Origin of the sequence: Castellaniella sp. (assembly GCF_034674885.1) — a bacterium.
Taxonomy (GTDB): Bacteria; Pseudomonadota; Gammaproteobacteria; order Burkholderiales; family Burkholderiaceae_B; genus Castellaniella.
Map to the genome: position 1 here is coordinate 40,413 of NZ_JAUCDS010000021.1, position 13,796 is coordinate 54,208.

Genomic DNA, 13,796 nt, shown 5'->3' on the forward strand with positions numbered 1-13,796 from the left:
TTCAGTCCAGGATATCCAGCTTCGCCACGCCCAGGGCCAGGGTCTTGGTGCCCACATCATGGAATTCGATGCGGGCCTGGGCCTCGGTGCCAGTGCCGCTCAGCGACACGATGGTGCCCTCGCCAAAGCGCCCGTGGCGCACGACGGCGCCGATGCGGAAACACTGGTCGCCGACGGTGACATCGGCGGCGCGGGTACGCGGCCCGCGCGGCGCGAAACTGCTGCCGCCTTCACCCTGCCAACCGCCCATCCCCCGGCGAAAGGCTCCGCGCCAGGCGGGCTGTTGTTCAGGGATGGCCGCGCGCTGACGCGGCGTGATCCACTTCAGATCCTGTTCGGGGATCTCGTCCAGGAACCGCGAACGCAGCGCATAGCGCGTCTGGCCGTGCAGCATGCGGCTTTGCGCCAGGGTCAGCGTCAGGCGGTCGCGCGCCCGGGTGATGGCCACGTACATCAGGCGACGTTCCTCTTCCAGACCACCGGCATCCAGCAGGCTATTCTCGTGGGGGAACAGGCCTTCTTCCAGACCGGTGATGAACACCACATCGAATTCCAGGCCCTTGGCCGCGTGCATGGTCATCAACTGCACGGCGTCCTCGCCGGCCTGGGCCTGATTGTCGCCGGCTTCCAGCGAGGCGTGACTGAGAAAGGCGCCCAGCGGCGACATGACGGCGGGCGGCGCAATACCCGCATCAAAGCCGGAATCGTCCGCCGGAAAGGCATTCTCGACAGGCATCGCGCCCGTGATCGCATTCGACGCTGTCGCACCAGCCGCTTCCGGCACCGTCCCGCCGGCGGCGAATGCCGGAATCCGGCCGGCAACCAGGCCCTGCAGGCCGGCTTCAGCTACAAAGGCAGCGGCCGCATTGACCAGTTCCTGCAGGTTGTCCAGCCGGTCCTGGCCTTCGCGGTCGGCCTGATAATGGGCCTCCAGGCCGCTGTGGTGCACCACGTGGCCGATGAGTTCAGGCAGGTCCAGGGATTGGGCGGCCTCTGCCATCTCGCGGATCAGAGTCGCAAAGCGCGCCAGGCTGGCACCGCCCTTGCCCGGTACGTAGGCCACGGCGCCCGCCAGGCTGGTGCCGTACTGCGCAGCGGCATCGGCCTGCTGTTCCAGCGTGCGCGCACCGATGCCGCGTGTCGGAAAATTCACCACCCGCATCCAGGACGTGTCGTCGTGCGGGTTGTCGATCAGGCGGAGATATGCCAGGACGTGCTTGATTTCCTGTCGTTCGAAAAAACGCTGGCCGCCATACACGCGATAGGGCACGCGGGATGAAAACAGGGCATGCTCGATGGGGCGCGACTGCGCATTGCTGCGATACAGCACGGCGATCTGGTGCGCCGGCCGGCCCTCGCGCAGCAGCGCCCGGATCTCGTCGACCAGCCACTGGGCCTCCATCTGGTCGGAGGCCTGTTCCACGACGCGCAGGGGCTCGCCCTCGCCTGCCTCGGTCCACAGATTTTTCCCCAGGCGATGGGCATTGTGCGCAATCAGGGCATTGGCGGCGTCCAGGATGTGGCCATGAGACCGGTAATTCTGTTCCAGGCGGATGACGTTGCCGTGCGCATGGCGCTGCTCGAAATCCGCCATATTGCCGACATTCGCGCCCCGGAACGCGTAGATGGACTGATCGTCGTCGCCGACGGCGAACACCGGCGCATGACTGCCCGCCAGCAGCATCAGCCAGCGATACTGCAGCACGTTCGTGTCCTGGAACTCGTCGACCAGGATGTGCTGAAAGCGGCGCTGATAGTGCTCGCGGATCGGGGCCTCGCGCTGCAGCAGTTCGTAGGCCCGCAGCAGCAACTCGCCAAAATCCACCACGCCTTCGCGTTCGCACTGATCCTGGTAGCGCTGGTACAGGTCCGCCAGTCGTCGCGCATGACCATCGCGCACGTCCAGGTCCTTGGGACGCAGGCCGTCTTCCTTGGCGCCGTTGATCATGCGCTGCACGTCGCGCGGCGGGAAGCGCTCGTCATCCACGCCGTGAGTCTTCAGCATGCGCTTGATGGCCGAGAGCTGATCGGCGCTGTCCAGAATCTGGAAGGTCTGCGGCAGGCCGGCTTCGCGGAAATGCGCGCGCAACAGGCGATTGCACAGACCATGGAACGTGCCGACCCACATGCCACGCGTGTTGATGGGCAGCAGCGCCGACAGCCGCGACAGCATTTCACGGGCGGCCTTGTTGGTGAAGGTGACGGCCAGCAGGCCGAAAGGGCCGACCTGACCAGTCTGGATGAGCCACGCCATGCGCGTGGTCAGCACCCGGGTCTTGCCGCTGCCCGCTCCCGCCAGGACAAGTGCGTGCTGCGCCGGCAGGGTGACGGCGGCGCGTTGTTGTTCGTTCAGACCTTCAATCATGCAGCATAGGAGCGTAGTCGATACGCGAATTGTTCCAGGCCGTCGATGCCGCTGGCCTGCGCCCGCTGGCACCAGGCCCGCAAATCAGCCAGCAACTGGTCGCTGCTGGCGCTGGAGGATTCCCACAGGGCCGTCAGTTCGCGGCGCATCTGCAGCAGGGTGGACAGGGCCGGCGCCACGGACAGCGCCCGCGCCACCTGGGCCTGTTCGACGGGCGCCAGCGCCTGCGGATCGCGTACCAGCCATTTTCGGCACCGCCGCAGCAGGCGGCGTTCGGCCAGGCAGCGGCGCAGTTTCAAGGCCTTGAGTTCATGCGCCACGGTGGTCTTGACCATGCGGGAATACCGCGCCAGGACGTCATAACGGTGGACGATGATGCCTTGCAGCTGGTCCTGGCTGAGGGATTCGATGGCTACCGGCCCCCCGGATTGCCACTGCAGGCGCGGCGCAACGCGGCGCACCTGTGCCAGCCCCAGGGCCTGCAGCACCCGGATGTATCCCCAGCCCAGGTCGATTTCATACCATTTCGACGAGAACTTCGCCGAGGTGCCGTAGGCATGGTGGTTGTTGTGCAGTTCCTCGCCGCCGATCAGAAACCCCCAGGGCGACACATTGGTGCTGTCGTCCGGGCAGGCGAAATTGCGGTATCCCCAGGCATGCCCCAGGCCGTTGACCACACCGGCGGCCCAGAACGGGATCCAGGCCATCTGCACGGCCCAGATGGTCAGGCCGATCACGCCGAACAGCGCCAGATCGATCACCAGCATCAGGCCGATACCCAGCAGATTATGACGGCGGTACAGGTGGTGTTCCAGCCAATCGTCGGGAGTCCCGTGGCTGAAGCGGCGCAGGGTTTCCTGGTTTTGGGCCTCGTCGCGATACAGTTCCGCGCCCCGGAAAAACACCTGAGCCAGGCCAAAGACGGCCGGCGAATGGGGATCGCCCTCGCGTTCGCATTTGGCGTGGTGTTTGCGATGGATGGCAACCCATTCGCGCGTGATCATGCCTGTGGTCAGCCACAGCCAGAATCGAAAGAAATGCGCCACGGCCGGATGCAGGTCCACCCCTCGATGCGCCTGACTGCGGTGCAGGTACAGGGTGACGGCCACGATGGTGACGTGGGTCAGGACCAGGGTGACGGCCAGCAAGGCCCAGGGGCCCAGCTGCAGGACGCCGCCCTGCAGAAAGGATAGCCAGGTATTCATGGTGTTGGGGTACGTACCCACAGAATATGGGGAGGCTTCCAGTGTAGACCACGAGGACCTTCACGGAAAGGACGAGCGTCGCGCCCGGCACCGACCGGGCGCATGGCAGCCTCAGGCCGGCTCGGCTTCAGGCTCTGCGGGCGTGTCGGCCCGGGGCGCTTCGGCCGCCTGACGCTGCATGACCGCCGCAAAAAAGCCATCGGTGCCATGCACGTCCGGGCGCAGATGCAGCATGGGACCATCGAACGTCAGCGTGATCCCCCGGTCGGCCAGCACGGTGCTCGCGTCCAGCAGCGTGAATTCCGGGTGTTCTGCCAGGAAGGCCTGCACCTGCTGCTCGTTTTCTTCGGGCAGCAGGCTGCAGCTGGCGTAGACCAGGCGTCCGCCCGGGCGCACGCAGGCCGCCGCATCCCGCAGGATCGCAGCCTGGGTCGCCAGCAGCTGTTCCAGGGATTCCGGGTGCTGGCGCCATTTCAGGTCCGGATTGCGGCGCAACGTGCCCAGGCCGCTGCACGGCGCGTCCACCAGCACCCGATGCGCCTTGCCGCGCAGGCGTTTGACGCGCTGATCATGGCGTTCGGCAATCGCCACCGGCACGATGTTGGACAGGCCGCTGCGGGCAAAGCGCGGTTTGGCACGCGCCAGGCGGGCGGCCGACACGTCGAAAGCATACAAGCGTCCGGTGGAGCGCATCAGCGCCCCCAGCAGCAGCGTCTTGCCCCCCGCCCCTGCGCAGTAGTCGATGACCATTTCCCCACGCTTGGGGCCGACCAGCGCAGCCAGCAACTGACTGCCCTCGTCCTGGACTTCGATCTCGCCGCGCTCGAAGGAAGTCCAGCGATTCACCGGCGGGCGCCCCTGGATGCGAATGCCCCAGGGCGAGTACGGGGTGGCCTGCGCCGCCCAGCGCGCCTCCGGCCCCTGCGCCCAGGCAGCCAGCACGGCGGCACGATCGGTCTTGAACGGATTGACGCGCAGATCCAGGGGCGCGGGCTGGTTCAGTGCCCGCAGCAGGGATTCGGCCTCCGGCAGGCTGGTCAGATGGGCTTCCAGCCAATCCGGCACGCTGTAGCGTACGCCCAGCGGCAGGCTGTTCACGGCAAATGCCTGCACATAGTCCAGCCAGGCGCGTTCGTGCTCGTCCAGGCCCGTATCCAGGGTGCTGCGCGGCCAGACCGAGGCCAGCCCAAGCACTGCCAGGCGGCGAGTGGCGGCACCCTGGCCACTTTCGGCGAATTGCCTGTAGCGGCGCAGGTGACGCAGCACGTCGAACACGGCCTCGGCGATTTCTCCCCGGTCGCGGGGCCCGGCATTACTGTGCGCGCGGAACCAGTGCGACAGCACGGCATCGGCCGGGTACTGCCACTGCAGGACTTCGCCCAGCACTTGACGGACCTGCTCGATACGGGCAGCCGCCATGACATAGGGCCGCGCCGGGGTCTGGCCCTCGACTGGCCGGCTCGACGGCGAGCGCGCCGGACGATCACCGGCGGGGCGCTTCGAGGCGAGTTCCCGCCTCGTGGCACCCTGTGCCCGTCGATCGTCTGCGCGCTGCGGACGGCTATCTGCGGGACGCTTGCGGGACCGATCCCGAGATTCATTCGTACTCATAACGATCCTGTCATTCAAAAAGTGTGTCGCCCGCCCAGGCGCGATGTTCGACGCCGGCTACCCGGACGCAGCCGCCTTCTTCCAGCGCCACCCGGCCTTCGGCCAGCCAGCGCAGCACCTGCGCATAGACCCGATGTTCGATCGGCAGCAGGCGTGCCGCCAGGCTGTCGGGCGTGTCGGAAGCCCCCACCGGGATGGCGCCCTGGGCGATGATGGGGCCATGATCCAGCACGGGTGTGACGAAATGGACGGTGCAGCCATGCCACTGCACCCCCTGGGCCAGCGCCTGCTGGTGCGTGTGCAGACCCGGAAAAGCCGGCAACAGGGAGGGATGGATATTGATGATGCGACCGTCGAAATGGCGCACGAAATCGCTGCCCAGCACCCGCATGAAACCGGCCAGCAGGATGAAGTCCGGCGCCAGGGCGTCCAGCCGCGCCAGCAAAGCCGCATCGAAGGCATCACGGCTTTCGAAATCCCTGTGCGACAGGCATTCGACCGGCAGGCCTCTTGCACGCGCCCAGTCCAGCCCCGCTGCATCGGCCCGGTTGGACAGCACCGTGCACACTTGGACAGGCAGATGATCCGCAGCCACGGCATCCACCAGCGCCTGCATGTTCGAGCCTCGGCCCGAAATCAGGATGGCCACCCGCAACGGCTGTTCGGGGGTATGCTCCATGCGCGTGCTCTCCGACATAAAATCACAGCCAAACGTGAAATTGTAAACTCTTCGACGTGAAACCCGTTCCCCGCCTCTACCGCGCACTTCCCCGGCGCGACACCACCGCCCCCAGCGCCCTGACCATCGGCAACTTCGATGGCGTGCACCGGGGGCACCAGGCCATCCTGGCGCAAGTGCGCAGCCAGGCGCAGGCGCGGGGGCTGGAACCCTCGGTCATGACCTTTGCCCCCCACCCCAGGGCGTTCTTCGCGCGACGGGGCGGCCGGCCGGAACTCGTCCCCACCCAGATCAGCAGCCTGCGCGACAAAGTCGCCCTGCTCGCGGCCCAGGGCATGCGCCAGATCGTCATCCAGCGCTTTGACCAGTCCCTGGCCGACATGAGCGCGGAAGACTTCATCCGCCAGCTGCTGGTACGGGGCCTGAACACCCGCTGGCTGCTGGTCGGCGAAGATTTCCGCTACGGGCACAAGCGCAGCGGCGACATCGACCTGCTGCGTCGCCTGGGTCGGGAACACGGCTTTGCAGTGGACACCATCGCCGACGTCCACGACGGCAACGGGCAGCGAATCTCCAGTTCGGCCCTGCGCACCGCCCTGGCCGTGGGCAATCTGGCGCACAGCAGCGAACTGCTGGGCGGCCCCTTTCGCATCACTGGCCATGTCATCCACGGCCAGAAACTGGGGCGCGACCTGGGTTTCCCGACGCTGAACCTGCGCGTACCCGCCCCCTGCGCAGCGCGCTCGGGCATCTACATCGTGCGCGTGCACGGCCTGCAGGACACCCCGCTGCCGGGGGTTGCCAGCCTGGGCGTGCGGCCTACCGTGACCCGCGACGGTCCCCTGCTGCTCGAGACCCACATCCTCGATCAGCAGGTAAACGCCTACGGTAAACTGGTGTGCGTCGAATTCCTCGAATTTCTGCGCGACGAGGAATCCTTTCCCGACTTAACCACTCTGATCGCCGCCATCCGCCAGGACGTGCAAGGCGCTCGCGACTATTTCGCCTCCCATGGACTATAGAGACACCCTGAATCTGCCCGAATCCCCTTTCCCCATGCGGGGCAACCTGGCCAAACGCGAGCCAGGCTGGATCGCCGCCTGGGAGGAAAAAAAGATTTACGCAGTCATTCGGGCAGCCGCCCAGGGACGGCCGAAATTCATCCTGCACGACGGGCCGCCGTATGCCAACGGCGACATCCACATCGGCCACGCCGTCAACAAGATCCTCAAGGACATCATCGTCAAGAGCCGCGACATGGCGGGCTTTGACGCTCAATACGTGCCCGGCTGGGATTGCCACGGCATGCCGATCGAGATCCAGATCGAAAAGAAATACGGCAAGCACCTGCCGGTCGCCGAAGTCCAGGCCAAGGCCCGCGCCTACGCCGCCGAACAGATCGAACGCCAGCGCACGGATTTCAAGCGCCTGGGAGTGCTGGGCGAATGGGACAACCCCTACCTGACCATGAACCCGCACAACGAAGCGGACGAACTGCGAGCCCTGGCCCGCATCATGGAAAAAGGTTTTGTCTTTCGCGGCCTGAAGCCGGTCAATTGGTGCTTTGACTGCGGCTCGGCCCTGGCCGAGGCCGAAGTCGAATACGCCGACCGCAAGGACCCCTCCGTGGACGTGGCCTTCGCCTTCGATGACCGCGCCGCCGTGGCTCGCACCTTCGGCCTGACAGGGGAAACCGACGCCGGCGCCATCGTCATCTGGACGACCACGCCCTGGACCATTCCAGCCAACCAGGCGCTCAACATCCACCCCGACCACGAATACGCGCTGGTCCGATTGCGCGAACCCCGCGCCACCGGCCCGCTGTTGATCGTCGCCAGCGAGCTGGCCGAATCCTGCCTGCAGCGCTGGGGGCTGGAAGGCGAGATCGTCGCCCGCACATCAGGCAAGGCTCTGGCCGGCCTGAAGTTCCGCCACCCACTGTACGACGTGGATGCCGGCTACCGCCGCCTGTCTCCCATCTACCTGGGCGACTACGTCACCCTGGACTCGGGCACCGGCATCGTGCACTCGGCCCCGGCCTACGGTGTAGAGGACTTCATTTCCTGCAAGGCGCACGGCCTGAGCGACGCAGACATGCTCAACCCCGTCATGGGCAACGGCCACTATGCCGACAGCCTGCCGCTCTTTGGCGGCGAGCTGATCTGGAAGGCCAACCCGAAGATCGTCGACGCCCTGCGCGAGGCCGGGAGCCTGCTGCATACCGAATCGCACGCCCACAGCTACATGCATTGCTGGCGCCACAAGACCCCCATCATCTATCGCGCCACCAGCCAGTGGTTCGCCGGGATGGACGTGCAACCGGCCGAAGGCCCGACCCTGCGCGAGATGGCCCTGAAGGGCGTGGACGACACGGCTTTCTACCCCGCCTGGGGCCGCGCCCGGCTGCACGCCATGATCGCCAACCGTCCTGACTGGACACTGTCGCGTCAGCGCCAGTGGGGCGTACCCATGGCCTTTTTCGTGCACAAGGAAACCGGCGCCCTGCATCCGCGCACGCCGGAATTGCTGGACCGGGTGGCCGAACGCGTCGAGCGCGACGGCATCGAGGCCTGGCAGACCCTGGATCCTCGCGATCTGCTGGGTGACGAGGCCGACCTGTACGAAAAGAACCGCGACACGCTGGACGTCTGGTTCGATTCCGGCACGACCCACGCCACAGTGCTGGGTGGCCAGGACCACTGCCTGAAGGGGTCCCACGCCAGCCAGCTGGCCTGGCCGGCCGACCTCTACCTGGAAGGCTCCGACCAGCACCGAGGCTGGTTCCATTCGTCCCTGCTGACGGGCTGCATGCTGTACGGGCGCCCGCCCTACAAGGCCCTGCTGACCCACGGCTTCGTGGTCGATGGCCAGGGCAAGAAAATGAGCAAGTCCGTGGGCAACGTAGTCTACCCACAAGAAATCGCCAACTCTCTGGGCGCGGAGATCCTGCGCCTGTGGACCGCGTCCACCGACTACTCCGGCGAACTGTCGATCTCCAAGCAGATCCTGGACCGGGTCGTCGAATCCTACCGGCGCATCCGCAACACGCTGAAGTTCCTGCTGGGCAATCTGGTGGACTTCGACCCTTCCACGGACCTGCTGGCACCCGACGAACTGCTGGAGATCGACCGCTATGCCCTGCAGATGACCGCCGCCATGCAGGCCGAGGTCCTGTCTGCCTACGAACGCTACGAATTCCACACGGCCGTCGCCCGCCTGCAGATCTTCTGTTCCGAAGACCTGGGCGCCTTCTATCTGGACATCCTGAAGGACCGCCTGTACACCACGGGCAAGAACAGCGCCGCCCGGCGCGCCGCCCAGACCGCCCTGCATCACATCACGCACACATTGCTGAAACTGCTGGCCCCGATCCTGTCGTTCACCGTCGAAGAAGCCTGGGCCGACCTGGGCGGCAACACGGCCTCGCCCACGATCTTCACGGAACGGTTCCACACCGTGCCCGTGCCGGCCGACGCGACCCCGCTGGCCGCCCGCTGGTCCCGTCTGCGCGAGATCCGCGCCGACACCATGCGCGAAATCGAAGCCGTGCGCGCACGCGGGGAAATCGGTTCGTCGCTGGCGGCGGAAGTCGACTATCGCGCCGGTGGCGACGACCTGGCCCTGCTGCAAAGCCTGGGCGAGGACCTGCGCTTCGTCATGCTGGTGTCGCGCGCCGACGTGCACGCCGCCGAGGGCACCCTGGGGATCCAGGTGCAGGCCACGACACACGAGAAATGCGGACGCTGCTGGCATCACCGGGCCGATGTCGGCCACGACGAACAGCACCCGGAACTGTGCGGGCGCTGCGTCGACAATCTGTTCGGCGACGGCGAACAGCGCAGCCATGCCTGAGGCCTTGACTTCCGACCCGACGCGCGGGCGCCGCTGGCAGTCGCTGGCGGGATGGCTGCTGATCGCCGCCGTGCTGGTGCTGCTGGACCAGGCCACCAAGGCCTGGGTCCTGCACAGCATGGCCTACGCCCAACGCATCCCCGTCCTGCCGGTCTTCGACCTGACCCTGTTGTTCAATACCGGGGCTGCCTTCAGCTTCCTGGCCGATGGCGGCGGCGCCCAGCGCTGGCTGTTCACGGGGATCGCTGCAATCGCCGCCGTCCTGATCCTGCGCTGGCTCTACACCCACACCGGCCAGCGACTGCTGTGCGCGGCCCTGGCCGGCATTCTGGGCGGCGCCCTGGGCAACGCCCTGGACCGCCTGATGCACGGCCACGTGGTCGATTTCCTGCTGTTCTACTGGCGGGACTGGTACTTCCCGGCCTTCAACCTGGCCGACATCGCCATCACCTGCGGCGCCGGGCTGCTGATCCTGGACGAGATCCTGCGCAGCCGCCGCGCCCATCGATCATAGGGGACCCGCCATGCCGGATCTATCGGGCAAACGCATCATCCTGGGACTGACGGGCGGCATCGCCTGCTACAAATCCGCCGAACTGCTGCGCCGTCTGCAGGACGAAGGCGCCACGGTGGACGTCGTCATGACCGAGGCCGCCACCGGCTTCATCACGCCGGCGACGATGCAGGCGCTGTCCGGACGCCCCGTCTGGATCGACCAATGGGACAGCCGGATGGACAACCGCATGGCCCACATCAACCTGACGCGCGGCGCCGACGCCGTGCTGATCGTGCCGGCCAGCACCGACTTCCTGGCAAAGCTGGCCCACGGCCTGGCCGACGACCTGCTGGCGACCCTGTGTGTGGCCCGAGGCGCGGTGCCGCTGCTGGCGGCGCCCGCCATGAATCACGAGATGTGGACTCACCCGGCCACCCAGCGCAACGCCGCCCAGCTGCGGGCCGACGGCGTCACCCTGATCGGCCCGGCCGAAGGCAGCCAGGCCTGCGGGGAAAGCGGCTCTGGCCGCATGATGGAACCAGACCAGATCCTGCGCGCCGTGATCGCATTTTTCCAGCCCAAGATCCTGGCAGGACGGCGCGTGCTGCTGACGGCAGGCCCCACCAGCGAGATCATCGACCCGGTGCGCGTCCTGACCAACCGCTCATCGGGGCGCATGGGCTATGCCCTGGCCAGGGCAGCCGCCGAAGCCGGTGCCCAGGTCACGCTGATCTCCGGCCCCACGGCCCTGCCATGCCCCGACGGGGTCACCCGCATCGATGTCGTCCAGGCCCGCGACATGCACGCTGCCGCGCTGGCGCACGCTGCCGGCGCGCACCTGTTCATCGCCGTAGCGGCCGTTGCCGACTGGGGCATCGCCAACCCCTCCACCCTCAAACTGAAAAAGCAGGCCGGCAACCAGCCGCCCGCGTTGGATTTCGTCCAGAACCCCGACATTCTGGCCGATGTCGCCGCGCTGCCCGACGGCCCCTGGTGCGTAGGCTTCGCGGCCGAAACCGACCACCTGCACGAACACGCCCAGGCCAAGCGCCAGCGCAAGAACATCCCGGTGATCGTGGGCAATCTGGCCCAGCTGGCGATGGACGCCAGCGACACCGAACTGATCATCTTCGACGGCGACGGCGCGCATCCCCTGCCGCGCCAGGCCAAGCTGCAGGCAGCCCGACAGCTGCTGGCCTGGATTGCGCAACGCATGCCCCGACCCGCCTGAACCCTTTCCTATCCCGGATACACGACACCATGCATCGACGACTCATCCAGGCCCGCATCGTCAACCCCTTGCTGGGCACGGACGCCATTCCCCTGCCAGACTACGCCACCAGCGGTTCGGCCGCCATGGACCTGCGCGCCTGCCTGGATGCCCCCCAGACACTGTCGCCGGGCGAGCGCCTGCCCGTCCCCACCGGCCTGGCGCTGAACATGATGGACCCGGGGCTGGTCGCCATCGTCGCCTCGCGCTCGGGGCTGTCTCTCAAGCACGGCATCCGCGTAGCCCAGGGCATCGGTGTCATCGATGCCGACTACCACGGTGAAATCAAGGTGCTGCTGACCAACGACAGCGATCAGGCGTACACGATCCAGCCTGGCGAGCGCATCGCCCAGCTGCTGTTCCAGCCTGTCGTACAGGTCGGTCTGCACCTGACGGATGTCTTTGACACCGAAACGGAACGCGGCGCGGGCGGTTTCGGCAGCACCGGCCGACAGTAGGCTGCAATTCTCGCCCCATCCGGCCATCAGGGCACCCGGAACCCATATTAGTAAAACCCCTGGTTGTACCTGCTTGCAACGGTAGTTAAACTTTAGAACGGTTTTGTAGACCTCGATGGGTTGCACCTTTGGCACAACCATCCACACCGAGGCCTGCCGAATCCAGCCGGGACTTCCCAAAACGAACGCTCAGGCCGTTGTTTCCGCAGCGGTTGGCGCCTTCCGCCTCCGGGGATACCCCAATAGTGCCACCAGCACGGTATTAATATATTACGAATATATGGTTCCATCCGGGTCCATGCAAAGGAGAATCCAGACATGAGCAGGCTGACAAAACTTTCCACGCTTTCGGCGGCGGTTTCCTTGGCCCTGATGGGCATGGGCACTGCGGTCGCGGCTGACGGCCCGATCAAGATCGGGGTCCAGGCCCCCATTACCGGCGAATACGCCGCCGAGGGCCAGGGCATCGAAAACGGCGTCCGGCTGATCGCCAAACAGCACAACGATGCTGGCGGCGTACTGGGTCGCAAGATCGAAGTCATCGTCTGCGACGATGAAGGCAAGGCCGCTCAGGCCGCCATCTGCGGTCGCAAACTGGTGAACGACGGTGTCATCGCCGTGATCGGCACGTACACCAGCGGCGCCGCCCTGGCTGCCGCTCCGATCTATTCCGCCGCCAACGTCATCCAGACATCCGACGGCACCAGCGACGAACTGACGCAAAAAGGCTGGAAGACCTTCTTCCGCAATGCGCCGCCCAACAGCGATGAGGCCGAATTCGTCGCCAACTACTTCGTCAAGGTCAAGCAGTACAAGCGCATCGCCGTGCTCAGCGATCACTCCAGCTACGCCACGGGCCTGGCCAAAGCCACGATCGCCGCTCTGAAAAAAGACGGCGGCAACATCGTCGGCGAAGACTTCATCAACGCCGGCACGCAAGACTACAGCGCCGTGCTGACGAAACTGAAGTCCAAGACCCCGGACGTGCTGTTCTTCTCGGGCTACTACACTGATGGCGGCCTGATCCGCGCCCAGATGAAACAACTGGGCATGGACGCCGTGTTCGTGGGTGGCGACGCCAACCAGAACGAGAACTTCGCCAAGATCGCCGGCAATGCCGCAGCAGGCGCCGTGATCGTCAACGTGCCGGCGCCGGAAAATCTGCCCTACCCGGAAGCCAAGCAGTTCCTGGCTGACTACACCAAGGCCTTCGGCGCACCGCCTCCCAGCATCTACACGCTGACCAATGCGGACGGCTTCCGCGCCGTAATTGCCGCCATCGAGGCCACCAAGAGCACAGATACCGCCAAGCTCATCCCCTGGCTGCACGACATGAAGCAGCCCTTTGCAGGCCTGACCGGCCCCTTCACCTGGGACGACAAGGGCGAACGCATCGGCAGCCCGATGTCGGCCTTCGAGGTCCTGGCTGGCGGCGGCTACAAGACCATCTACCCGGCCGACAAATAAGGATGGCTCGGGCATAGGACAGTCCACTGCGGATCGTCCTATGCCAGACGAATCGGAGCGGCGCGCAAGCTGCAATGTGAGCGCATTGCAGCTTGCGCGCCATCTCCGCCACTAGCGTTACATTAGCCCCTTCCCCGCCAAATCGGCCTTTTTCCCGCCGGGCAGCCCCAAGGGAAAAAGTGCCCCCTTGGGGGGCAGCAAACAGGCAACGCCTGTGCAGCGTGGGGGCCGCTTTCTCCACCACGGAAACCGATCGATGGACTTTATCCTCCAGCAATTCATCAACGGGGTCACGGTCGGGGGCATCTACGCCCTGATCGCCCTGGGCTACACGATGGTCTACGGGGTGCTGAAGATGATCAACTTCGCCCACGGCGACTTGTGCATCCTGGG

11 protein-coding genes are annotated in these 13,796 nt (G+C 66.0%); 7 read left to right on the forward strand and 4 right to left on the reverse strand.

Annotated features, from left to right (window positions below):
- Position 1: 1 nt before the first annotated feature.
- The 4 genes from VDP74_RS11640 to purN form a co-directional block, all read right to left on the reverse strand.
- Complete coding sequence (locus VDP74_RS11640) at positions 2 to 2,365, reverse strand: UvrD-helicase domain-containing protein (protein WP_322999802.1); 2,364 nt, start codon at positions 2,363 to 2,365, stop codon at positions 2 to 4.
- Entirely contained in the window at positions 2,362 to 3,570 is a 1,209-nt protein-coding gene (locus VDP74_RS11645; RefSeq protein WP_322999803.1) for a fatty acid desaturase, read from the reverse strand. Before VDP74_RS11645 ends, VDP74_RS11640 begins: the two co-directional genes overlap by 4 nt.
- A 111-nt stretch (positions 3,571 to 3,681) precedes the next feature.
- Positions 3,682 to 4,956, reverse strand: coding sequence for an RsmB/NOP family class I SAM-dependent RNA methyltransferase (locus tag VDP74_RS11650; protein ID WP_322999812.1), 1,275 nt, complete (start codon positions 4,954 to 4,956; stop codon positions 3,682 to 3,684).
- A gap of 235 nt (positions 4,957 to 5,191) precedes the next feature.
- Positions 5,192 to 5,860, reverse strand: coding sequence for a phosphoribosylglycinamide formyltransferase (gene purN / locus VDP74_RS11655; protein WP_322999804.1), 669 nt, complete (start codon positions 5,858 to 5,860; stop codon positions 5,192 to 5,194).
- Between the two features lie 56 nt (positions 5,861 to 5,916).
- Between purN and VDP74_RS11660 the strand changes: the two genes are divergently transcribed.
- From VDP74_RS11660 to VDP74_RS11690, 7 genes are all read left to right on the forward strand, one after another.
- A complete protein-coding gene (locus VDP74_RS11660; RefSeq protein WP_322999805.1) occupies positions 5,917 to 6,882 on the forward strand; it encodes a bifunctional riboflavin kinase/FAD synthetase in 966 nt (321 codons plus the stop codon).
- Positions 6,872 to 9,712: an isoleucine--tRNA ligase gene (gene ileS, locus VDP74_RS11665; protein WP_322999806.1), complete on the forward strand. Its 2,841-nt coding sequence runs from the start codon at positions 6,872 to 6,874 to the stop codon at positions 9,710 to 9,712. Before VDP74_RS11660 ends, ileS begins: the two co-directional genes overlap by 11 nt.
- Positions 9,705 to 10,226 carry a signal peptidase II gene (gene lspA, locus VDP74_RS11670; protein WP_322999807.1) on the forward strand — a complete coding sequence of 174 codons (522 nt, stop codon included), beginning with the start codon at positions 9,705 to 9,707 and terminating at the stop codon, positions 10,224 to 10,226. Before ileS ends, lspA begins: the two co-directional genes overlap by 8 nt.
- Positions 10,227 to 10,236: 10 nt before the next feature.
- Entirely contained in the window at positions 10,237 to 11,439 is a 1,203-nt protein-coding gene (coaBC, locus tag VDP74_RS11675; RefSeq protein ID WP_322999808.1) for a bifunctional phosphopantothenoylcysteine decarboxylase/phosphopantothenate--cysteine ligase CoaBC, read from the forward strand.
- Between the two features lie 29 nt (positions 11,440 to 11,468).
- Positions 11,469 to 11,936, forward strand: a complete 468-nt coding sequence (gene dut, locus VDP74_RS11680; protein WP_322999809.1) for a dUTP diphosphatase — start codon at positions 11,469 to 11,471, stop codon at positions 11,934 to 11,936.
- A gap of 318 nt (positions 11,937 to 12,254) precedes the next feature.
- The gene (locus VDP74_RS11685; RefSeq protein WP_322999810.1) at positions 12,255 to 13,403 is read left to right on the forward strand and encodes a branched-chain amino acid ABC transporter substrate-binding protein; all 1,149 of its coding nucleotides are present in this window, start codon (positions 12,255 to 12,257) and stop codon (positions 13,401 to 13,403) included.
- 256 nt (positions 13,404 to 13,659) lie between these two features.
- Positions 13,660 to 13,796, forward strand: a 137-nt coding sequence (locus tag VDP74_RS11690) for an ABC transporter permease subunit (protein ID WP_416232982.1), incomplete at its 3' end; no start/stop codon positions are given.